Source organism: Burkholderia thailandensis E264, from assembly GCF_000012365.1.
GTDB lineage: Bacteria > Pseudomonadota > Gammaproteobacteria > Burkholderiales > Burkholderiaceae > Burkholderia > Burkholderia thailandensis.
The window spans coordinates 3282772-3305793 of record NC_007651.1 but is presented as its reverse complement, the minus strand read 5'-3'; the positions used below and the strand labels follow the sequence as shown (position 1 = coordinate 3305793).

16 protein-coding genes are annotated in these 23022 nt (G+C 68.7%); 5 read left to right on the top strand and 11 right to left on the bottom strand.

Going from position 1 to position 23022, the window contains the following annotated elements:
• Positions 1-34 precede the first annotated feature (34 nt).
• The gene (cdpA, locus tag BTH_RS26840; protein WP_011402520.1) at positions 35-1777 is read right to left on the bottom strand and encodes a cyclic di-GMP phosphodiesterase CdpA; all 1743 of its coding nucleotides are present in this window, start codon (positions 1775-1777) and stop codon (positions 35-37) included.
• Positions 1778-2069: 292 nt separating this feature from the next.
• Here cdpA and BTH_RS26835 point away from each other — a divergent pair, with 292 nt between their 5' ends.
• Complete coding sequence (locus BTH_RS26835; protein ID WP_009892067.1) at positions 2070-2618, top strand: peroxiredoxin; 549 nt, start codon at positions 2070-2072, stop codon at positions 2616-2618.
• A 244-nt stretch (positions 2619-2862) separates the two neighbouring features.
• Here the strand turns inward: BTH_RS26835 and BTH_RS26830 are convergent, their stop codons facing one another.
• The 6 genes from BTH_RS26830 to BTH_RS26805 form a co-directional block, all read right to left on the bottom strand.
• Complete coding sequence (locus BTH_RS26830) at positions 2863-3492, bottom strand: SDR family oxidoreductase (protein ID WP_009892065.1); 630 nt, start codon at positions 3490-3492, stop codon at positions 2863-2865.
• 370 nt (positions 3493-3862) lie between these two features.
• Positions 3863-7165: an efflux RND transporter permease subunit gene (locus tag BTH_RS26825; RefSeq protein WP_009892064.1), complete on the bottom strand. Its 3303-nt coding sequence runs from the start codon at positions 7163-7165 to the stop codon at positions 3863-3865.
• The gene (locus tag BTH_RS26820) at positions 7166-10276 is read right to left on the bottom strand and encodes an MdtB/MuxB family multidrug efflux RND transporter permease subunit (protein ID WP_009892062.1); all 3111 of its coding nucleotides are present in this window, start codon (positions 10274-10276) and stop codon (positions 7166-7168) included.
• 13 nt (positions 10277-10289) lie between these two features.
• Complete coding sequence (locus BTH_RS26815) at positions 10290-11636, bottom strand: MdtA/MuxA family multidrug efflux RND transporter periplasmic adaptor subunit (RefSeq protein ID WP_009892061.1); 1347 nt, start codon at positions 11634-11636, stop codon at positions 10290-10292.
• 417 nt (positions 11637-12053) lie between these two features.
• Positions 12054-12881 carry an IclR family transcriptional regulator gene (locus BTH_RS26810; RefSeq protein ID WP_009892059.1) on the bottom strand — a complete coding sequence of 276 codons (828 nt, stop codon included), beginning with the start codon at positions 12879-12881 and terminating at the stop codon, positions 12054-12056.
• A gap of 554 nt (positions 12882-13435) precedes the next feature.
• Positions 13436-15397 carry a PhoX family protein gene (locus BTH_RS26805; RefSeq protein ID WP_009892057.1) on the bottom strand — a complete coding sequence of 654 codons (1962 nt, stop codon included), beginning with the start codon at positions 15395-15397 and terminating at the stop codon, positions 13436-13438.
• A 323-nt stretch (positions 15398-15720) separates the two neighbouring features.
• Between BTH_RS26805 and BTH_RS26800 the strand changes: the two genes are divergently transcribed.
• The 3 genes from BTH_RS26800 to BTH_RS26790 all read left to right on the top strand — a co-directional run bounded on the left by BTH_RS26800 (position 15721) and on the right by BTH_RS26790 (position 17636).
• Complete coding sequence (locus tag BTH_RS26800) at positions 15721-16176, top strand: hypothetical protein (protein WP_009892056.1); 456 nt, start codon at positions 15721-15723, stop codon at positions 16174-16176.
• 89 nt (positions 16177-16265) lie between these two features.
• Positions 16266-16730, top strand: a complete 465-nt coding sequence (locus BTH_RS26795; RefSeq protein WP_009892055.1) for an Rrf2 family transcriptional regulator — start codon at positions 16266-16268, stop codon at positions 16728-16730.
• A 264-nt stretch (positions 16731-16994) separates the two neighbouring features.
• A complete protein-coding gene (locus BTH_RS26790) occupies positions 16995-17636 on the top strand; it encodes an NAD(P)-dependent oxidoreductase (RefSeq protein ID WP_009892054.1) in 642 nt (213 codons plus the stop codon).
• 471 nt (positions 17637-18107) lie between these two features.
• On the opposite strand, the gene BTH_RS26785 is transcribed toward BTH_RS26790, so the two are convergent.
• Entirely contained in the window at positions 18108-18764 is a 657-nt protein-coding gene (locus tag BTH_RS26785; protein WP_009892052.1) for a cysteine dioxygenase family protein, read from the bottom strand.
• 146 nt (positions 18765-18910) lie between these two features.
• Between BTH_RS26785 and BTH_RS26780 the strand changes: the two genes are divergently transcribed.
• Positions 18911-19378 (top strand): Lrp/AsnC family transcriptional regulator, encoded by a 468-nt coding sequence (locus tag BTH_RS26780; protein WP_009892050.1) that lies wholly within the window; start codon positions 18911-18913, stop codon positions 19376-19378.
• A 103-nt stretch (positions 19379-19481) separates the two neighbouring features.
• Here BTH_RS26780 and BTH_RS26775 read toward each other — a convergent pair whose 3' ends face one another.
• The 3 genes from BTH_RS26775 to BTH_RS26765 are packed head-to-tail and all read right to left on the bottom strand — an operon-like array spanning position 19482 to position 23002.
• Positions 19482-20252 carry an ABC transporter ATP-binding protein gene (locus BTH_RS26775; protein ID WP_009892049.1) on the bottom strand — a complete coding sequence of 257 codons (771 nt, stop codon included), beginning with the start codon at positions 20250-20252 and terminating at the stop codon, positions 19482-19484.
• A gap of 10 nt (positions 20253-20262) precedes the next feature.
• On the bottom strand, positions 20263-21969 hold the full coding sequence (locus BTH_RS26770; protein WP_009892048.1) for an ABC transporter permease: 1707 nt from the start codon (positions 21967-21969) through the stop codon (positions 20263-20265).
• On the bottom strand, positions 21959-23002 hold the full coding sequence (locus tag BTH_RS26765) for a Fe(3+) ABC transporter substrate-binding protein (protein ID WP_009892047.1): 1044 nt from the start codon (positions 23000-23002) through the stop codon (positions 21959-21961). Before BTH_RS26765 ends, BTH_RS26770 begins: the two co-directional genes overlap by 11 nt.
• Between the last annotated feature and the right edge of the window lie 20 nt (positions 23003-23022).

Below are 23022 nucleotides of genomic sequence, written 5' to 3'. Positions count from 1 at the left end.
ACGAATCAGTGATTGAGAAAGCCGGCGGCGTGCGTCATGCGGTTGCGTGCAGATGGAGCTCCTGCGCCTCGAAGCGTTGCGCGAGTTCGTCCGACGGCAGCGCTTGGCAGACGAGCCAGCCTTGAATGTGGTTGCAGCCCATCTCGGTCAGCAGCGTGCGCTGCGCCTCGGTCTCGACGCCCTCCGCGACGAGCTCGAGCTCGAGCGTCTGCGCGAGGCCGACGACCGCCGACACGATCGCGCGGTCGTTTCTCGACGTCAACAGATTTTCGACGAAACTGCGGTCGATCTTCAGTTTCGCGAGCGGGAAGCTCTGCAGGTATGCGAGGCTCGAATAGCCGGTGCCGAAATCGTCGACCGCGAACCGGATGCCGAGCTCGGTCACTTCCTCGAGCAGCGTCTTCGCGTGATTCGGATCGTGCATCAGCAGGCTTTCGGTGATCTCAAGCACGATCCGGCGCGGGTCGATGCCCGTCAGCTTGATCGCGTCGCGCACGCTCTGCGTGAAGCGCGGATCGCGGAACTGCTGCGGCGACACGTTGACGGCCACGTACTGCAGCGCGATCCCTTGCCGGTCCCACGACACGAGTTGCATGCACGCGGCTTTCAGCACCCAGTTGCCGAGATAGTTGATGAGGCCGATCGATTCGGCGAGCGGGATGAACGTCGCGGGCGCGACGAGCCCGTGCACCGGATGGTGCCAGCGGATCAGCGCCTCGACGCCGACCACGGCGCCCGAGTGGCTCTTCGTGATCGGCTGGAAATGCAGCGAGAATTCGCCGTTGCGCACGCCGTTGTAGAGATCGGCCTCGAGCTTCAGGCGCTCGGCGTCGGCCGGATCGTCGGTCGGCTGGTGGAACGCGAGCGCGTTGCCGCCCGCCGCCTTCGCCTGCGCGAGCGCGCGGTCCGCGCGCCGCAACAGCGGACTGTGGTGCTGCGCGTGCTTCGACGCGGCGCGCGCATCAGGATAGATCGCGATGCCGACGCTCGCCGACAGGTGCACCGCCTGCCCGTCGTACGCGTACGGCCGCTGGACGGCCGTCTGCAACTGGCGCGCGAGCGCTTCGGCCGCGTCGATCGCGGCAATGCGCGTGGGCGCGCTCAGCATCACCGCGAACTTGTCGCTTGCGACGCGCGCGAGCCGCTCGCCGCGCGTCGCGAGCCGCTGCAGCCGCTGCGCGGTGTCGCGCAGCAGCGCGTCGCCCGCGTCGTAGCCGAGCGCGCGATTGATCCGCTGGTAGTCGTCGAGATCGAGCAGCAGCAGCGCCGTGCAGCCGCCGCCTTCGTCCGCGATCTGCTGCGCGCGCATCAGCGCGGGCAGGAGCGCCGACAGGTTGTCGAGCCCCGTCATCGGATCGTGATGCAGCTCGTACGTGAGCCGCGCCTCGATCGCACGCCACGACGACACGTCGAACGCGGCGATCGCGAAGCCGTCGACGCCGTGGTGGCGGCTGCGCACCGCGCGCACCTCGACGTCGAGCGGGTAGGTCAGCGATTTCACGAGACACAGCGTCGCCTTCTCGATGTCGCCCGTCTCCGATGCGCGCGCGAGCAGGCCGTCGAGCGTCGCGGTATCCTGTTCGGGGATCAGGTCGCGCAGCGTCAGCGTGTGCAGATAGTCGCGGTGATAGCCGATGAAGCGAAGGCTCGCGTCCGACACGTACAGGAAGCGCAGATCGCGATCCACATGAGCGAGGAAATCGACCGCACCGACGGTTTGTTCCAGCCAGCTTCGAACCGTATCATCGGCGCGCGGCGTACCGGCGCGCGCGGGCATCAGCGCGCCGCCCGACCAAGCGAAGCGGCGGAGCTTGTGAAGTGCGGCGCGCCAGGAGCCCTTGCGGGGCGCTTTGTTCCTGATGGCTTCCATGTATCTCGCTGGCGTGAAGGGGCTGGAACCGGTGTCCGGACGCAATAACGGCGTATCGCGCCGATTCTTTAGCGTCAGGGAAGAAAGGAACTAGAGCATTTCGTCATGCGCGTCAGTTCGAGGTGCGAACGCGATCGCGCGGCTTGCCGAGGGCGCTAGACCTTGTTGAACGTATGGATATTTGAGGACGAGGACTCAGATGAATCGAAAACTGGCATCGGGCGCGGCGGCCGCGCTTTTCGCGCTGCACGCGGTCGCGGCGTACGCGGTGCTGAAGGCGGGCGACGCCGCGCCCGACTTCAGCGCGCAGGCGTCGCTCGGCGGCAAGACTTACACGTATTCGCTCGCCGACGCGCTGAAGAAAGGCCCCGTCGTGCTGTACTTCTATCCGGCCGCGTTCACGACCGGCTGCACGATCGAGGCGCACGCGTTCGCCGATGCCGTCGACGCTTACAAACAGTATGGCGCGACGGTGATCGGCGTGTCGGCGGACGATATCGGCACGCTGACGAAGTTTTCAGTCAGCGAATGCCGCAGCAAGTTCCCGGTCGCCGCGGACCCGGACGCGAAGATCATCCGCGAGTACGATGCGAAGCTGCCGGCGATCTCGAAGGCGAACCGCGTGTCGTACGTGATTTCGCCGGACGGGAAGGTGCTCTACGAGTACACGAGCCTGTCGCCCGACAAGCACGTCGAGAACACGCTGAACGCGGTGAAGGCGTGGGCGGCGTCGCATCGGCAGCGCTGAGGCGGCGTTGATCCGATCCCGATGCGGCCTTGCCGGCTGCCACCCGGCCGCCGCCCGGTTCGCGATTTCATCGGCCGAACGGCGGGCGGGCAGTGACCCGCCTTCGTCGACGATCGGAGCCGGGCGCCAGCGGTTGGCGCGACGGATCGCGACGAATCTCGGCGTGTCGCGGCGAGGCGGCGCCGCGCGCGACGCGCCGCGCCGCGCCGGCGAGCGGGCGCCGGCCCACCCGCCGCGGCCGCGCCTATGCGCGCAGCGCCTGCTCGATCGGCACGCTGCCGCCGACGAAGCCGATCGTTTTCTTCGAGATGCCGAGCTTGATCGCCTCGATCGCCGCCCATGCGACGTCCTGACGCGCGACGGGCGGCGCGTTGTCGAGCCGCTCCTCGGTGAGCGCGATCTTGCCGACCCCAGGATCGTCGGTGAGCGGGCCCGGGCGCAGGATCACGTAGTCGATGCCCGACGCGATCACGCGGTCGTCGCCTTCGCGCTTCATCTGCGAGTAGTGCTGCAGGGGCTCTGGGCTGCGCTGCGGCCAGTACGCGGTGAGCGAGCTGATCACGACGAGCTTCTGCACGTTGTGAGCCTTCGCGTAGTCGGCCGAGCGCGCGACGGCGTCGCGGTCCACCTGTTCCTCTTCGGTCGCGCCTTCCGATTCGGCGGAGCCCGCCGCGTAGATCGCGTGCGTGATGCCGCGGAACGCGGACGAGAAATCGCCGGTCAGGTCGGCAACGACGACTTTCGCGCCCGGCAGCGCAAAATCCGGCCGGCGCACGAGCGCCGTGACCTCGAAATCCTGCTGCTCGAGCAGCAGGTCCGCGAGCGCGCGGCCCGTGCGGCCGGACGCGCCAATCAGCAGTACCTTCATCGACATGAAACCGCTCCTTGCATTGCGCTGCGTCAATGGCGCCCTTCAGGCGAGGGGCTGACGTCGAGCATCCAAGTGTATGCCGAATTCACGCTCGACCGGTGATGCCGGGACGAGATTCGGATCAAGGTCCGGCGTGCGACGGTGGCCTCGCGCACATGACGGCGCACACGCCCGGACCCGTCCGATCGCGGCGCAAGGCCGCACTCGCGGGCGATGCGCCGGCGCGGCGGCGCTTGCGCCGTGCTCGCGCGTGCATCGCGGCCCGTCATTTATGAATAGGCGACGGGCTTCGTATCAGGCGTAAGCATTTGTGACACGGCGGCGTCGCACGGCCGGCGGGTTGTCGGGCCACCGCCCGCGACCGCCCGCCGCGTCACTCGCCCGCGACCGCCGCGCCGCCCGACGCCCGGCGATGGCGGCGCTTCTCGGCCCAAACGCGCAGCCGGTCCATGTATAGATAGACGACGGGCGTCGTATAGAGCGTCAGCATTTGCGACACGATGAGCCCGCCCGCGATCGCGATCCCGAGCGGCGCGCGCATCTCGGCGCCGTCGCCGCTGCCGAACGCGAGCGGCAGCGCGCCGAGCAGCGCCGCCATCGTCGTCATCATGATCGGCCGGAAGCGCAGCAGACATGCTTCGTGGATCGCGTCGAACGACGATTTGCCTTGCCGCGACGCGTCGATCGCGAAGTCGACCATCATGATCGCGTTCTTCTTCACGATGCCGATGAGCAGGATCACGCCGATCAGCGCGATGATGCTGAACTCGGTCTTGAACAGCAGCAGGCCGAGGAGGGCGCCGACGCCCGCCGACGGCAGCGTCGACAGGATCGTGACCGGATGGATGTAGCTCTCGTACAGTATCCCGAGCACGATGTAGACGGCCGCGAGCGCCGCGAGGATCAGGATCGGCTGATCCTTCAGCGATTGCTGGAACGCCTGCGCGGTGCCCTGGAAGCTGCCCTGGATCGTCGGCGGCACGCCGGCTTCGGCCATCGTCTGGTAAATCGCCTGCGTCGCCTTCGACAGCGACACGCCGGGCGGCAGGTTGAACGAAATCGTCGTCGCGACGAACAGGCCCTGGTGGTTGACCGCGAGCGGCGTCGTGCTCGGCCCGAAGCTCGCGATCGCGGAAAGCGGCACCATCGTCGATTTCGACGTCGACACCGCCGCGCCCGACGACGCGCCCGACTTGCCGCTCGACGCGATCGAGTTGAGCGCCTGGTTGCGCGCCGAATCGGCGGCGATCGCGGCGGCGCTCTGCGCGGCCGCGCCGGCCGTCGACGCGCGGGCCGTGGCCGCGACGTAGGTGCCTGCCGCCGCGTTCGTCGTCTGCGCGCCGCTCGCGCTGCCGCCCGACGTGCTGATGTATATCTGCTTGAGCATCTCCGGGCTCTGCCAGTACTGCGGCGCGACTTCCATCACGACGTGGTACTGGTTGAGCGGGTTGTAGATCGTCGACACCTGGCGCTGGCCGAACGCGTCGTACAGCGTGTTGTCGATCTGCGCCGGCTTGATGCCGAGGCGCGCGGCCGTCGCGCGGTCGATCGTCACCATCGCCTCGAGGCCGCCTTGCTGCTGATCGGAGTTCACGTCGGCGAGCTCGGGGCGCTTTTGCAGCGCCTCGGTCAGGATCGGCGCCCACTTGTACAGCTCGGCCGTCGAATCGCCGAGCAGCGTGAACTGATACTGCGCGTTGCTCTGCCGGCCGCCCGCGCGGATGTCCTGCGCGGCCTGCAGGAACGTGCGCGCGCCCGCGACCTCGGCGAGCCGCGGCCGCAGTTGCTGGATCACCTGATCGGCCGACAGCTTGCGCTGCGGCTTGTCCTTCAGCGCGACGAACATGAAGCCCGAGTTCGTCTGCGCGCCGCCCGTGAAGCCCGCGACGTTCGCGACGTTCGGATTCTCGCGGACGATGCGCATCATCTCGGTGAACTTGAGCTTCATCGCCTGGAACGACGTCGTCTGGTCGGCCTGGATGCCGCCGATCATGAGGCCTGTGTCCTGCTGCGGGAAGAAGCCCTTCGGCACGACGATGTACAGCGCGATGTTCAGCGCGATCGTCGCGACGAGCGTCATCAGGACCGTGAACGGATGGCGCAGCGCCCACGACAGCGTGCGCTCGTAGCCGCGCTGCATCCATTCGAAGCCGCGCTCGAGCCAGCGCGCGACGTGGCCCTCCTCGCGCGGATCGTGCGCTTCGGGCAGCAGGCGCGCGCACATCATCGGCGTGAGCGTGAGCGACACGACGAGCGACACGGCGATCGCGAGCGACAGCGTGAGCGCGAATTCGCGGAACAGGCGCCCGACGATGCCGCCCATCAGCAGGATCGGCAGAAACACCGCGACGAGCGACAGGCTGATCGACAGCACCGTGAAGCCCACCTCGCGCGCGCCGTCGAACGCGGCCTGCAGCCGCGGCGTGCCGTTCTCGATGTGGCGCGCGATGTTCTCGAGCACGACGATCGCGTCGTCGACGACGAAGCCCGTCGCGACGATGAGCGCCATCAGCGACAGGTTGTTCAGCGAGAAGCCGAGCAGATACATCGCGCCGAACGTGCCGACGATCGAGATCGGCACCGCGACGCTCGGGATCAGCGTCGCGCGCCAGTTGCGCAGGAACAGGAACACGACCATCACGACGAGGCTCACCGCGATGAGCAGCGTGTGCTCGGTGTCGGCGAGCGACGCGCGGATCGTGCGCGAGCGGTCGAGCACGGGCGTGACCTGGATGTCGGCGGGCAGCGCGGCCGTCAGCTGCGGCAGCGCGGCCTTCACGCGCTCGATCGTATCGATGATGTTCGCGCCGGGCGAGCGGTACAGGATCACGAGCACCGCGCGCTCGCCGTTCATCAGGCCGAGGTTGCGCAGATCCTCGACCGAGTCGACGACGCTCGACACGTCGGACAGGCTCACGGCCGCGTTGTTGCGGTACGCGATCACGAGGTCCTTGTACTGCGCGGCCTTCGACGCCTGGTCGTTCGTGTACAGCTGATAGTGGTGCGGACCGGTCTCGATCGCGCCCTTCGGGCTGTTCGCGTTCGCCGACGCGAGCGCGGCGCGCACGTCCTCGAGGCCGATCCCGTAGTGGAACAGCGCCTGCGGCTCGAGCTCGACGCGCACGGCCGGGTTCGCCGAGCCGCTCAGGCTGACCTGGCCGATGCCGTCGATTTGCGAGAGCGACTGCTGGAGCACCGTCGACGCGGCGTCGTACAGCTTCGCGGGCGACGCCGTCTTCGACGTGAGCGACACGACCATGATCGGCGAATCGGCCGGGTTGACCTTGCGGTACGTCGGGTTGCTCTTCAGGCTCGCGGGCAGATCCGCGCGCGCGGCGTTGATCGCGGCCTGCACGTCGCGTGCGGCGCCGTCGATGTCGCGGTTCAGGTTGAACTGCAGCACGATCCGCGCGTTGCCGACCGAGCTCATCGACGTCATCTCGGCGACGTCCGCGATCGAGCCCAGATGCCGCTCGAGCGGGCTCGTCACGCTGGTCGCGACGGTTTCCGGGCTCGCGCCGGGCAGCGACGCCTGCACGAGGATCGTCGGGAAATCGACCTGCGGCAGCGGTGACACGGGCAGCTTGATGAACGCGAACAGGCCGGCGAGCGCGATCCCGAGCGCGAGCAGCGTCGTCGCGACGGGGCGGGTGATGAACGGGCGCGACAGGTTCATTTACGCGTCCGGATGCGCGGCCCGCCGGCCGGAGCGCTCGAAGAAGCCGCGGATGCGGCGCGCGAGCGCGTCGAAGCCGAGGTAGATCACGGGCGTCGTGAAGAGCGTGAGCACCTGCGACACGATGAGCCCGCCCGCGATCGCGATGCCGAGCGGCTGGCGCAGCTCGGAGCCCGCGCCCGAGCCGGCGATGAGCGGCACGGCGCCCAGGAGCGCGGCGAGCGTCGTCATCAGGATCGGCCGAAAGCGCAGCAGGCACGCCTGGTAGATCGCCTCGCGCGGCGGCTTGCCCTCGACGCGTTCCGCCTCGAGCGCGAAGTCGATCATCATGATCGCGTTCTTCTTCACGATGCCGATCAGCAGCACGATGCCGATGATGCCGATGATGTCGAGGTCGTGCCCGGTGATCATCAGCGCGAGCAGCGCGCCGACGCCCGCCGACGGCAGCGTCGACAGGATCGTGATCGGATGGATGTAGCTCTCGTACAGCACGCCGAGCACGATGTACATCGTGACGATCGCGGCGAGGATCAGGAACAGCTGGTTCGACAGCGACGCCTGGAACGCGAGCGCCGCGCCCTGGAAGCGCGTCTGGAACGACGCCGGCAGGCCGAGCTCGCGCTCGGCCGCGTCGATCGCCTTCACCGCCTCGCCGAGCGACGCGCCCGGCGCGAGGTTGAATGAGATCGTCGCCGCCGGGAACTGCGACAGGTGCGACACGAGCAGCGGCGCCGGCCGCTCGTGGAACGTCGCGATCGCCGAGAGCGGCACCTGCCCGCCGCCCGCCGACGGCAGGTAGATGCCGTTCAGCGAATCGGTGTAGTGCTGCATCTGCGGCTCCGATTCGAGGATCACGCGGTACTGGTTCGACTGCGTGAAGATCGTCGACACGATTCGCTGGCCGTATGCGTCGTAGAGCGCGTTGTCGACGGTCGCGGGCGTGATCCCGAAGCGCGCGGCGCTCGCGCGGTCGATCTCGATGTAGACCGACTTGCCGTTGTTCTGCAGATCGGTCGCGACGTCGGCGAGCGAGCGCTCCTGCTTCAGCCGGTCGACGAGCTTCGGCACCCAGGTCGCGAACTCGTCCGGGTTCGGGCTCGTCAGCATGAACTGATACTGCGTCGGACTCACCGTCGAATCGATCGTCAGATCCTGCACCGGCTGCATGTACAGCGAAATGCCCGTGACCGCCGCGACCTGCTGCTGCAGCGAGCGGATCACGTCGCTCGCCGATTCGCTGCGGTCGTCGCGCGGCTTCAGGTTGATCAGCATCCGGCCGCTGTTCAGCGTGATGTTCGAGCCGTCGACGCCGATGAACGACGTGAGGCTCACGACGTCCGGGTTCTTCAGGATCTCGGCGGCGAGCGCCTGCTGACGCTCGGCCATCGCGCCGTACGATACCGATTGCGGCGCCTGCGTGATCGCCTGGATCACGCCCGTGTCCTGCGTCGGGAAGAAGCCCTTCGGAATCACGACGTAGAGGAGGGCGGTGAGCGCGAGCGTCAGCACCGCGACGACGAGCGTCGAGCGCTGCCGGTCGAGCACCCACTCGAGCGCGACGCCGTAGCGCGCGATCACGCGGTCGATCAGCCCGTGCACCTTCGCCTCGAAGCGGTGGCTTTCGGGCGGTGGCGTGTGGCGCAGCAGCTTCGCGCACATCATCGGCACGAGCGTGAGCGACACGATGGCCGAGATCACGATCGTCACCGCGAGCGTGATCGCGAACTCGTGGAACAGCCGCCCGACGACGTCGCCCATGAAGAGCAGCGGAATCAGCACGGCGATCAGCGACACCGTGAGCGAGATGATCGTGAAGCCGATCTGCTTCGAGCCCTTCAACGCCGCTTCGAGCGCGGAATCGCCTTCCTCGACGTAGCGCGCGATGTTCTCGATCATCACGATCGCGTCGTCGACGACGAAGCCCGTGGCGATCGTGAGCGCCATCAGCGACAGGTTGTTCAGCGAAAAGCCCGACAGGTACATCACCGCGAGCGTGCCGATCAGCGACAGCGGCACCGACAGGCTCGGGATGATCGTCGCATAGACGTTCGCGAGGAACAGGTACATCACGAGCACGACGAGCGCGACCGCGAGCCCGAGTTCGAACTGCACGTCGCGCACGGCGGCGCGGATCATCGTCGTGCGATCGGTGACGATCTGCACGTCGAGCGCGGCGGGCAGCGATTCCTGCAGCTTCGGCAGGATCGCCTTGATGTTGTCGACGGTCTGGATCACGTTCGCGCCCGGCTGGCGCTGCACGTTCAGGATGATCGCGGGCTCGGCGTCGACCCACGCGCCGAGCTTCGTGTTCTCCGAGCCGGCGACGATCTTCGCGACGTCGGTGAGCATCACCGGCCGGCCGTTCTTGTACGCGACGACGGCGTCGTTGTACTGGTCGGCGCTCGTCAATTGATCGTTCGCGTTGATCGTGTACGCGCGCGTCGGGCCGTCGAAGTTGCCCTTCGGCGTGTTGACGTTCAGGTTCGAGATCGTCGTGCGCAGGTCGTCGAGATTCAGGCCGTACGACGCGAGCGCGAGCGGGTTCGCCTGAATCCGCACGGCCGGCCGGTTGCCGCCCGACAGGCTGACCAGGCCGACGCCCGACACCTGCGAGATCTTCATCGCGAGCCGCGTGTCCGCGAGATCCTGAACCTGCGTGAGCGGCAGCGTCTTCGACGTGACGGCGAGCGTGATCACGGGCGCGTCGGCCGGATTGACCTTCGCGTAGATGGGCGGCGCGGGGAGGTCCGACGGCAGCAGGTTGCCCGCCGCGTTGATGGCCGCCTGCACTTCCTGCTCGGCGATGTCGAGCGGCAGATCGAGGCTGAACTGCAGCGTGATCACGGACGCGCCCGCCGAGCTTTGCGACGACATTTGGTTGAGCGACGGCATCTGCCCGAATTGCCGCTCGAGCGGCGCGGTGACGGACGACGTCATCACTTCGGGGCTCGCGCCCGGATAGAAGGTCTGGACCTGGATCGTCGGATAGTCGACCTCGGGCAGCGCCGCGAGCGGCAGGAAGCGCAGCGCGACGAGGCCGGCGAGCATGATCGCCGCCATCAGGAGCGCGGTGCCGACCGGGCGAAGGATGAAGATGCGGGACGGGTTCATCGGTCAGCCGGCGTCATTGCGATTGGGCTTGCGAAGCGCCGCGGCGCCGCTGCCCGCCGTGTGCGCCCGATGCGCCCGATGCGCCCGATGCGCCCGATGCGCTTTTTGCGCCCGAAGCCTGCTTCGGCTTGTCGGCCGGGATCGTGACCGCCGAGCCTTCGCGCAACCGGTCGGAGCCGTCCGTCACGACCCGCTCGCCGACGGCGAGCCCCTCGACGATGCTCGTGCGCTCGCCGTCGACGGGGCCGGGCTTTACCTTGCGCACGGTCACCGTGTTGTCCGGCTTCACGACGTAGACGAACTGGCCGATCGAGCCCGAGAGCACGGCCGACGTCGGCACGATCGTCGCGTCGCGGATCGTGTCGACGAGCAGCCGCGTGTTGACGAACTGATTCGGGAACAGCAGGTTGTTCCGGTTCTCGAACGTCGCGCGCAGCTTCACGGTGCCCGTCGCCGTGTCGATCTGGTTGTCGAGCGTGTTGAGCGCGCCCGTCTCGAGCGGCACCGTGTTGTTGCGGTTGTACGCGGTGACCGACAGCTTGCCGCCGGCGTTCACCTGTTTGAGGATCGCGGGCAGATTGTCTTCGGACGTCGTGAAGATCACGCTCATCGGCTGCAATTGCGTGATGACGACGATGCCGTTCGCATCCGACGGCGTCACGTAGTTGCCCGGATCGACCTGCCGCAGGCCGACGCGGCCCGACACGGGCGCGGTGATCCGCGCGTAGGCGAGATTGAGCTTCGCGGAATCGACCGCCGCGCGGTCGATCTGCACGGTGCCTTCGTACTGCTTGACGAGCGATGCCTGCGTGTCGGCCGTCTGCTTCGCGATCGAGTCCTGAGCGAGGAGCGTTTGATAGCGCTTCAGGTCGAGGCGCGCGGTCGCGAGGAGCGCCTCGTCGCGCGCGAGCGCGCCCTGTGCGTTCGCGAGCGAGATCTGGTACGGGCGCGGATCGATTTGCGCGAGCACGTCGCCTTGCTTCACGATCTGGCCTTCCTGGAACGACACCGATTGCAGATAGCCTGACAACTGGGTCCTGACGGTCACGTTCGCGAGCGGCGTGACGGTGCCGAGCGCGTTCAGGACGACGGGCATCTCGCCGCGCGCCGCCGTCGCGACCTGAACGGGCTGCGGCAGGTTCGCGAGCGCGGCGGGGCCGCCGCGCTTGCGTGCGCCGTCTGGCCGGCTCTCGGTGCTTGGGTTGCCGCCGCTCTTCCACGGATGCCACCACAGCACGCCGCCGATCGCGACGGCCGCGAGCACGCCGAACGCGATCAGCTTGCGGCGGGGGCGGCGCGGGCCGGAGCCGGACGGCGGTTGGGCGGGAGAGCGGGGCGTGGGCTTTTCTTGATTGTCCATCGGTTCGATCTGGAAGTCGGCGTGCAGCGCATGCGACGGGCGCGCACGGGCCGCGTTCGCGGCCGGCGCGGTGCGGGCCGGCTGCGGCCCGGTCGCGACGCAAAGAGCGGGGCGCGCCGGTTGCGGCGCAGGGTTGCATGATGCTACGTCCCCATGACGGTTACAGTCCAGCGCCCTATCTTTCCGCGAATTACGATCGTTACAGGTGAACGGACGATGGCATGCGGCGATGACGCGGGGCGGGCGACGGGATCGCTCGGCCGATGCGCGGCTTGCCGGATCGCGTTCGCTTTGGCGGCTGTTTCGACGCGCGAGCGTGTGTGGCGGCGTGGGTTGCGGTGAGGGGCTCCGGGCGAAGGGCGAGCGCCGCCAGCGGGCCGGCACGCCGAACGGCGCGGGCCGGCGCGCTGCGCTATTTCACCGGGCGCGATTCGGCCACGCGGCGGCGCCGATCTCGCGCGTGATCTTTGCGATGCACTCGCGCAGCGCGGGCACCGCGACCGAGCGCAGGAAGTCGGGCGTGCACTGGTGCGCGGAGCCGCCGCAATTGACCGCGTAGCATTGGCCCGTCGGCGCGACGAAGCCCGCCGCGATCGCATTCAGTTCTTCGCGCCATTCGCCGATCGCGATCGCGTAGCCGTGTTGCGCGATGTCGGCGAGCGCGGCATTCAGCCGCGATACGACGAACGGCCAGTCGTCGCCCGCCGCGGCCTGCAGTGCGCCGATCAGCTCGCGGCGCGCGTCGTCCTCGAGCGCGGCGAGGTACGCACGGCCGACCGCCGTGCGCGCGATGTCCATCCGCGAGCCCGTTTCGAGCCGCGTGACGAGCACGGCCGAGCGGGGGCGGATCACGTCGATCGCGACCATGTCGAGGCGGTCGCGCACCGCGAGATGGACGGACAGCGACGTCTTTTCGGCCAGTTCGACGAGGAATGGCCGCGAGCGTGCGCGGATATCGAAGTTGCGCAGGAAGCCGTTGCTGAGTTCGAGCACCGACGCCGTCAGCACGAAGCGCTCGCTGTCGGGCAACTGGAACAGGAAGCCTGCGCTGACGAGCGTCGCCGTGATGCGCGAGACAGTTGGCTTTGGGATACCTGTCAATTCCGCCAGTTCCCGGTTGCTGACTGGCGCATCGGAGGTCGCGATGCGGCGCAGGACGGCCAAACCGCGCGCGAGGGCCGTGATTTCATCGGTGGTCGCTTCCCGTTCTCGGGAGACGGCTTGGGCATTGGTGCGTGTCGTCACGGAAATCTCTCTTTTTTCGAAACTTGATTTCAGATTTTTATCAATTGTAAGACGAATGCGGAAAAGTGTGCGCGTTTTGCCACTTTCTTTCACAATGCGCAATATTTACTGGCTTACCCCGAGTTTATTAGGGAGATGTCGGATCGCGCAGCGCCGGAAATGATGTGGGGACATGTATTTTTCGCTTGACTTGTCGTCCGGAAACGGAAAAAATGTCTTCCAATTTCGAAACGTTGTTTCGCTAGTTTAGACGGGAACGACGTTCGATGCAGTCTCTCAGGTTCTAGCACGGCCCTCGGAATGGCTAGAACTTTTTTAGCGCCACGGTCTCCGTGGCGCTTTTTTTTTGCCTGCGCGTAGCCCGAGGGTTTATCTCATATATTGGGATGTATGCGGTTGGGGCTAATGCGGCGCTCGCCGCTTTGCCCGCCCGGCGACGGCGCTCATGCGCGGCGAGCGTGCCAAAAAAAAGGCGCGACGCCACGAGGGCATCGCGCCAATCCGGCGCCAAGCGCCGACGAATCAGCCGTGATGTCGAAGAAAATCCGGTGGTATCAGGCCTTCCCGAGCCGGATCGCGGCGGGTTCGGCCGTCAGATAGCCGACGCACGCGCCGAAGCGGTCCTTGTAGTTCGCGCGCACGAGCGGATCGAGCGCGCCCTTCACCTTGTCGTGCAGCGGCGATTCCCAGTCGCCGACGTGCTGGAAGTTGCTCATCACGTAGGTCCAGCCATTGATCTCGTCGACTGCGTGCAGGCCCGTCGACTCCGCGCCCGCCGGGCACGACAGCACGCGCGAGAGCTGCTTCGTGTCGACGTTGTACGCCCACAGGAAGTTGTTCACGTGCATCCCCGAATCCTCGCCGATGAAGAGGGTGCGCAACTTTTCCGAGAACTTCAGGTTGTCCGGATTCGCGATCTTGTCCGGATTCGCGATGTTGCCGAGCGCATCGGCCGCGGCGAGGTCCTCGCCGACGAGCGCCGCGGGCGCGCTCATGTCGACGGGCACCCATTCGCTCGCGATCGCGGCGCCCGCCGTGTCGCGCTGGCCGCCGCGCAGGTTGAGCGCGTAGACCGCTCCCGCGTTGATCGCGCGATCGAGCGCGATGTCCGGCGACGCGGCCGCGTTGCCGCGCACCATCGACTTCTGGATGTACGACATCGCCGAATACAGCACCTTGTCCTTCGCATTGACCGTCGTGCCTTCGAGCTTCGTGAAGCCCATGCTGCCGCCCGCGTACGCGGCGTAGCGGTGCGTCTCGAGGAACGCCGCGGCCTTCGTCATGCCGGGTTTGATGCGGACCCAGTTGAACGTGCCGCTGAAGTTGATCTTCGTGAACGACGCGTCGCCGGGGTCCTTCGTCGCGACGTCCATGATGTCGGCCGCCTTCAGCTGGTTCGCGAGCGCCTCGATCTCCGCGCTCGTCGCGTGGCCGAGATTGATCCACGTGAGCGTCGCGGCGCCTGCGCCCGCCGACGACTTCTGCGTCCATTTCGCGACGTACAGCGTGCCCGCCGACAGGTCGGCCGCCTGATCGGCGACGAACATGAACAGGCCGCCGTTCGTCGCGTCGTCGCCCATCAGCACCGTGCGCTGATCCGGCATCACCTGCACGAGCTCGTGCGAGATCCGGCCAAGGCAGTAGTGCTTGCGGATCGAGCCCGTGCCGTCCGGGTTCACCGTGACTTCCGGCAGATGCCCATAGTGATACGGGTTCGCGGCCGTCTCGCTGCCGAAGGTGTTCTTGCTGAACGCCTTGAACTGCGCGTCGCTCGCGGCCTTCGTCGCATCCGGCTCGTACTCCTCGCTCGACAGGTGCGTGTTCCACGGCGACAGGCTCGCGCCGCACGTGATCCAGAGGCCGTGCGCGGCCGACGTGTCGACGTTGTGGTACTTGACGAGCTTGAGCGCGCCCGTCGCCGGGTCCTGATCGAGCGTCAGCACGGCGATCGGCGACGGCAGCCGGCCGTATTGCGAGGCGCTTGCCTGGTCGCGCGTCGTGTACTCGAACTGCACGACGGCGAACACCGTGTTGCCTTTCACGCCCGCCACGCTCGCGTTCTTCAGCGTGAGGAGCGAGCTGCCGTCCGGGCAGTCGGAATAGAACTGGCGTTCCTGGCCCGGGACCGAGCGATCGATGATCGGCTGGTTGTTGATGTCGTAGTAGCCGCCCGCGAGGATCGTGCCGCCTTTGCCGTCCGGTACGCGATCGCCCGTCACGAAGAACGGCCGGTACGCGAGCTTGTAGTTGCGCGTCGAGCCGTCGGTGAACGAAACCGACAGCGTCGAGCCGACGGTCGTCGTCGCCATCGCGGCCGGGTCGGCGAGCGTCGGCGCGGCCATCGACGCGAACGCGGCCGCCGCGAAGCTGGCGGCGGGCGGCGCGGCGGCGACGTCGTCGCCGCCTCCGCAGCCGGACAGCAGGGCGGGGAGCGCGACGCCGGAGAGCGGCAGCATCGGCGCGCCGGCGAGGATCTTCAGGGCATGGCGACGGGAGGGATTGGGCAGCGCGGGCATGGGAAATCCGGTTGTTGTGGGCGACGGAAAACGCCGGCGCGCCGGCGGCGGGCGCGGCGGACGGCGGTGAAAACCGGCTGCAAGTGTAGTTTTTGAAAATGAAAGTTTTTTGAATTGACGCTGTATGAATGGACGGGCGTCTCGCGCCGTGCTTGCCGCGCGTTCGTCCCGCGCGGATGCCGGTCTTGCGGAGCGCGGCGCGCGCCGCCGCCGCCGACGCGGCAACGACATGTAAAAAAAGAACCGGAAGCCGCGGGGGGGCGCTGGCGCGTCGTATCATGGCTTCTTCGCCACACGGAAGCCGCTTTGCCGCGCCATTTGTCATGACGATCGAGATCGCCCACGCAACCGCCAACATCTCCCGCGCCGGCCGCCGCCGGCTGCGCGCCGTCGCGCTTGCGGCCGTCGCCGCCGCCGCGCTTGCCGGATGCAAGAAGCCGGAGGAGGCGAGCGCGCCGCCCGAGAACGCGGCGAGCGCCGCCGCGCACGCGGCCCAGCAAACGACTCAGAAGCTCGATCAGGTCGCGAGCTTCGTCAATCAGCAGATCGAGGCCGCGAAGCAGGGCGTCGCATCGGCGGCGTCCGCCGTGCCGCCCGTCACGGCGAGCTCGGTGTCGGCCGCTGCGCAGGGTGCCGCGTCCGCCGTGCTCGGCCAGGCGGCCGCCGCGGCCGGCACGAGTCTCGAGGCGGCCGGCCGCAAGCTGCAGCAATGGAGTCAGACGGCCGCGCTCGGCACGTCGGGCGCGGCCGCCGCGAGCGGTGCCGCGGCCAGTCAATAAATTCGCTTGCCTTCCCGATGAAATGTAATTATGATGGTTACATATTGTCGTCGAGGCGGGGCGCGAATGCATGCCGCCGCAGTTGAATCATGAATACGAGCAGTCGGTTCGCATTTGCCGTTCATGTGCTCGCGCTGTTGTCGTTGCAGGAAGGCGTGCCGCTGTCGTCGGACATGATCGCGGGCAGCGTGAACACGAATCCGGCGCTGATTCGCCGCCTGCTGTCGATGCTGGCGGCGGCGGGTCTCACGACGTCGCAGCTCGGCGCGGGCGGCGGCGCGCTGCTGGCGCGCGAGCCGTCGCGCATCACGCTGCTCGACGTCTATCGTGCGGTCGACGATGCGCAACTGTTCGCGCTGCACCGCGAGGCGCCCAATCCGGCGTGCCTTGTCGGGCGGCACATCCAGGGCGTGCTGACCGACTACATCGGCGACGCGCAGCGGGCGATGGAGGCGTCGCTCGCAACGCGCACGCTCGCCGACGTGACGGCCGACGTGCTGCGCTCGGAGGAGGCCTCCGGGCAGCCGGGCGGAGCGCGGCCGGCGAGCGGTTAGCGGATTCGGCCGCCGGCGCGCAGCCGTGCGTCCGCCGCGGGCGCGAGGGGCGCGAGGGGCGCGGGATAGGCCGCCGGCCTGTGACGTTCGATGCGTGACGGGCCGGAGACGGAGGAAGGGCGACGGTTTCGTCGCCTGATGAAATGCCGCACGGCGGTCACGGCGGGCGGCCGAGTTGACTATGATGGGGATCGTGGGTCCCTCTTTTTTTCGATTGAATGTGTAATAAATGTAGTTACATATTCGCCAACCAGGAGAATCGACATGACGCAACGTACTCTGAAAATCGCACTGTTCGGCGCAACCGGCATGATCGGCTCGCGGATCGCGGCCGAAGCGGCGCGCCGTGGCCATCAGGTGACCGCGCTGTCGCGCAATCCGGCGGCGAGCGCCGCAAACGTGTCCGCGAAGGCGGCCGATCTGTTCGATCCGGCGAGCATCGCCGCCGCGCTCGACGGCCAGGACGTCGTCGCGAGCGCCTACGGGCCGAAGCAGGAGGATGCGTCGAAGGTCGTCGCGGTCGCGAAGGCGCTCGTCGAAGGCGCGCGCAAGGCGGGCGTGAAGCGTGTCGTCGTCGTGGGCGGCGCGGGCACGCTCGAAGTCGCGCCCGGCAAGCAGCTCGTCGATACCGAGGGCTTCCCGGACGCGTACAAGGCCGTCGCGCTCGCGCACCGCGACGCGTTCGACTACCTGTCGAGCGTGCAGGACCTCGACTGGACGTTCTTCTCGCCCGCCGCGCTGATCGCGCCCGGCGAGCGCACCGGCCAGTTCCGCACCGGCGCGGGCAAGCTGATCGTCGACGCACAAGGCAACAGCAAGATCTCCGCCGAAGACTATGCGATCGCGTTCGTCGACGAGATCGAGCAGAGCCGCTTCGTCCGGCAGATCGCGACGGCCGCGTACTGATCGCGGCGCGAACGCCGCATGCACTGCGGCGGCGGCCGCGGAGCCGGGCGTTGCGGGCGAGGCGCTCGCGCTCGGATGTCCGGCTGGTCGGCCGCAAGCGGTCGGCGAGCAGCGCAGGGGGCGTGCGCTTGGGTGAACCGCCCGGATGTTCGGCGGAATTGTTTTGTCGAACGCCTCCGATCGGCGCGTTCTGCCGGGAATGTCGATTGAGCCGTCCGGTCGAGTGATCCGACCGCGAACGCTGGCGCGGCGCACCGGAACGTTCCGGTGCGCCGCGCTGCCATTGGCGGGCTTGCGTCGAAGCGAGCCAAGCGTGCGGCCCGGCCGGGCCGCAGAGCGATCGCGCCCGCGTTCGCCTCGCGATGCTACGGCGCCCCTACCGCGCCCGGCGCAGTCGCCCGGGCGACGAGGTGAACACCGTCGCATCGAACCCTTGGCCGTCGCGACGCTCGTCCGGGCGCCGGCGAGCGCTTACGCATGCGCGCGAGCGTTGACGGCGACGACGTCGTTCACGTGCGTCGCCACCCGTTCGCCGGCGACGCCGTACACGTGCAGCGAGATCGCGGGCGCGTCGGTCTTCGCGCCCGCATGCCCGAGCCGGTGGATCGCCTCGCGTCCCGCGCGCACGTACGACACCGCACCCGTCGGCCGTGCGTGCTTGCGCGCGTCGATCGCGCAGCAGGCCGCCTCGTTCCAGCGGTAGGCGATTTCGGTGAGCTCGCCTTCGAGCACCGCGTAGCCGCACCACGCATGGTGGCCGTGCACCGGGCTCCATTGGCCCGGTTCCCAGACGAGCGACACGACGGCATAGCGGCCGGCCGGATCGGCGGCGAGCAGGTGGCGACGATAGCCGGCCGCGCCGCTTTCGCGCTGCGCCGGCGTGAGGAGATCGGGCGCCGCGGCGGCTTCGGCGAGCGCGGCGCGCAGCTCGCGCGCGAACGCCGGGTGCCGCGACGGCGCGGATTCGTGGGCGAGCGCGCCGAACGCGGCGTCGAGCCGCGCGCAAAAACGCGCGATCGCCGTCGGCGCGGGCGCGGCGAGGTCGCGACACAGCGCCGTCGGCGCGCGCTCGCGCGGCCTCGGATGCGTATCCTGCACGTGCGGGACGGGGGAGGCGGCGTGGTCCATCGTTGACTCGGTCGTTCGTGGCCCGCGGCGACGGTGCGCGGGTCCGGTACGTATTTATACCGGTCGACTTGGAGAAACGGATTCCATATTGTTCCCTCATGCGAACAATGGATAGAATAATTTTCTATTCGCTGGGGACTGGGGAAATGGACGCGATCGATCGTAAGTTGCTCGAACTGCTGCAGGAGGACGCGACGCTGCCGATCGCCGAACTCGCGCAGCGGGTGAATCTGTCGCAGACGCCGTGCTGGAAGCGGATTCAGCGGCTCAAGGAGACGGGCGCGATTCGGGCGCAGGTCGCGCTGTGCGATCCGCGCAAGCTCGGCGTGGGGACGACGGTGTTCGTCGCCGTGCGCACGAACCAGCATACCGAGGAGTGGGCGGCGCGCTTCACGCAGGTCGTGCGCGACATGCCGGAAGTCGTCGAGGTCTACCGGATGAGCGGGGAGACGGACTATCTGCTGCGCGTGGTCGTCGCCGACATCGACGACTACGACCGCATCTACAAGAAGCTGATTCGCTCGGTGCCGCTCTTCGACGTGAGCTCGTCGTTCGCGATGGAGCAGATCAAGTATTCGACCGCGCTGCCGGTGCGCGACGGCGGCGCGGGCTGATCGATCCCGGCGATCCCGGCGATCCCGGCGATTCCGGCGATTCCGGCGATTCCGGCGATTCCGGCGAGCGGCGCATCGGGTGCCGCACGCCCGACGCATCCGTTCATCGCCCGCGCTCGAGCGCACGCCGGCGTTCGTCGGCGAGCGCGTCGCGCCGCACGAAATCCGCGACGAACGCGTTCGCCGGATGGTGATAGAGGTTGTACGGCGTATCCCATTGCGCGAGCCGGCCGCCGTCGATCACGCCGATGCGGTCCGCGAGCGCGAACGCTTCCGCCTGGTTGTGCGTGACGAAGAGGGCGGTGTGCCCCGCCGCTTTCAGGATGTCGCGCACTTCGAACGCGAGCCGCTCGCGGGTGTCGACGTCGAGATTCGAGAACGGTTCGTCGAGCAGGAGCAGCTCCGGTGACGGCGCGAGCGCGCGGGCGAGCGCGATCCGCTGCTGCTGGCCGCCCGAGAGCTCATGCGGGTACGCGTTCGCCGCGTCGGCCAGGCCGACGAGCTCGAGCATCTGCGCGGCGCGTGCGCGGCGCGGCGCCTTCGGCGTGCGGCGCAGCCCGAATTCGACGTTCTGCTGCGCCGATAGATGCGGAAACAGCGCGTAATCCTGAAACATCATCCCGACGCGGCGTTTCTCGGGCGGCACGTCGGCGCCGCGGCTCGCGAGCGCGGCGCCCGCGAGCACGATCTCGCCCGCGCGCACCGGCTCGAAGCCCGCGATCGCGCGCAGCACCGTCGTCTTGCCGCAGCCGGACGCGCCGAGCAGGCAGCCGATCGCGCCGCGCTCGAGCGCGAGGCTCAGACGGTCGACGACCGTGCGCCGGCCGCGCGGCGTGTCGTAGGCGAGCGTGACGGCGTTCAGTTCGAGCAGCATGGCGGGCATGTCAGGATCCGGATTTCAGTTGGGTGCGCGCGAGCACGATCACGGGCGCGAGGCCCGCGACGACGATCGCGAGCGCCGCGACCGCGCCTTCCTCGTACGTGCCGCGCGCGGCTTCCGCGTAGAGCCAGGTCGCGAGCGTGTCGAAGTTGAGCGGGCGCAGCAGCAGCGTCGCGGGCAGTTCCTTCATCGCGTCGACGAACACGAGCAGCGCGCTCGCGCCGAGCGCCGGGCGCAACAGCGGCAGGTGCACGCGCCAGAGCGTCATGCCCGCCGATTCGCCGAGCGTGCGCGACGCCTGCTCGAGCGATGCCGGAATGCGCGCGAGGCCGGCCTCGATGCCGCCCGCGGGAATCGCGAGGAAGCGGATCGCATACGCGATCACGAGCGCGGCCGCCGAGCCCATCAGCACGAGCGTGTCGCGCTCGAGCGCGGCGGCGATCGCGCGATCGGCGAGCGCGAGCGGCGCGAGCAGGCCGATCGCGAGCACGGTGCCCGGCACCGCGTAGCCGACGCTCGCGAGCCGCGCGCAGACGCGGCCCGGCTGGAATCCCGCGCTGTCGCGTGCGCGACGCGTCGCCCATGCGACGACGATTCCGCCGCCGAGCGTGACGACGGTCGCGGCGAGCGCGACGGCGAGCGTGTTCGCGAGGCTCGCGAGCAGTTGCGCCGACACGCCGCCGACGAGATGCAGGCGCTTCACGGTTTCGTGGACGAGATACGCGGCGGGCGCGCCGAAGCCCACGACGACAGGCAGCCAGCCGAGCGCCGCCGCGCCGGCGGCGGCCGCGCCGCGCAGCCGCCGCGGCTCGATCGAGCGCATCCGGCGGCCGTGCGCATAGCGTTCGCGGCGGCGGCCGTAGCGTTCGAGCGCGAGCGCGCCGATCACGATCGCGAGCATCGCGAGGGCGATCTGCGCGGCGCTCGCGAGATCCGAGCGCGTGACCCACGTCGTGTAGACCGACACGGTGAGCGTTTGCACGCCGAGGAATTCGGATGCGCCGACATCATTCAGCGTTTCGAGGAGCGCGAGGCTCGCGCCGACCGCGATCGCCGGCCGCGCGAGCGGCAGCACGACCCGAAAGAAGGTTCCGATGCGGCCCGCGCCGAGCGTGCGCGCGGCTTCGACGAGGCTCGCCGATTGCGTGACGAACATCGCGCGCGTGCACAGATAGACGTACGGATACAGCACGAAGCCGAGCACGGCGATCGCGCCCGGCAGCGAGCGCAGGTCGGGCAGGCGGAATTCGCGCGGGCCGTCGAAGCCGAGCGCCCAGCGCAGCGCGGACTGCACGGCGCCGATGGGGTGCAGCAAGTCGAGATAAGCGAACGCGACGATGTACGACGGCACAGCGAGCGGCAACAGCAGCGCCCACGCGAGCGTGCGGCGCCCGGGGAAATCGTAGGCGGTGACGAGCCACGCGGCGCCCGTGCCGACGCACGTGACGATCGCGCCGACGCCCGCGAGCAGCGCGAGCGTGTTCGCGGCCGCTTGCGGCAGAACGAATTCGGCGAGGTGCCGCCAGTGCGACAGGTCGGCGCCGAGCGCCGCGCACGCGAGCGCGACGAGCGGCGTGCCGACGACGGCCGCGATCGCCGCCGCGCCGGCGAGCCAGCCGCCTGCGGCCAGGCGCGCCAGACGCGCGCGCACGCGCTCGCCCGCCGGCGCGCGCCGGCGGCGCGCGGGGAGGGCGTCGCCGTCAGTGGTCAAAGCCGACCTTGTCGACGAGCTGGCTTGCGCGCTTGCGGTATTTCGCGATCTCGACGAGCGGCAGCGGATCGACCTTCAGCGGCCCGAAGCCGGCGATCACCGGATCGAGCGCGACGCCCGCGCGCACCGGGTATTCGTAGTTCGCCTGCGCGTACAGCGCCTGCGCGGGCGGCGACGCGAGGTATTCGAGCAGCTTCACCGCGTTGTCCCGGTTCGGCGCGTGCTTCGCGACGGCCGCGCCGCTCACGTTCACGTGCGTGCCGCCGCTCTTCGCGTTCGTGAACGTCGGGCGCACGACCTTGATCGCGTCGCCCCACTTGCGCGCGTCGGTGCCCGGCGCCGCGTGCTTCATGTGGCCGACGTAGTAGGCGTTCGCGAGCCCGACGTCGCAGATGCCGCCGAGAATGTCGCGCGCGACGTCGCGATCGCCTCCCGTCGCCTTGCGCGCGAGATTCGCCTTCACGCCGCGCAGCCATCGCTCGGTCGCGGCTTCCCCGTCGTGCGCGATCATCGCGGCGACGAGCGCGGTGTTGTACGGATGCTGGCCGGAGCGGATGCAGACCTTGCCCTTCCATTTCGGATCGGCGAGCGACTCGTACGTGATCGCGTCGAGCTTCATGTTCTTGTCGACGTACAGCACGCGGTCGCGCAGCGACAGCGCGTACCAGTCGCCGCCCGCGCCGCGCAGGTTCGCGGGAATCGCGCCGTCGAGCGACGCCGAGCGCACGGGCTGCGTGAGCCCGCCGTCGACGAGGTCGAGCAGGTTGCCGATGTCGACCGTCATCAGCACGTCGGCGGGGGAGCGTGCGCCTTCCGCCTTCACGCGCTCCAGCAGGCCGTCCTTGACGAACACCGTGTTGACGGCGATGCCGCTTTGCTTCGTGAACGCGTCGACGAGCGGCTGGATCAGCTTCGGCTCGCGGGTCGTGTACAGGTTGACTTCGTTCGCCGCTTGCGCGGCGGGCGCGACGGCGGCGAGCGCGAATGCGAACGCGAGCGTGCGCAGCAGCGGGCGGGCATGCTTGACGAACATCGAGGGCTCCGGCGAAAGAC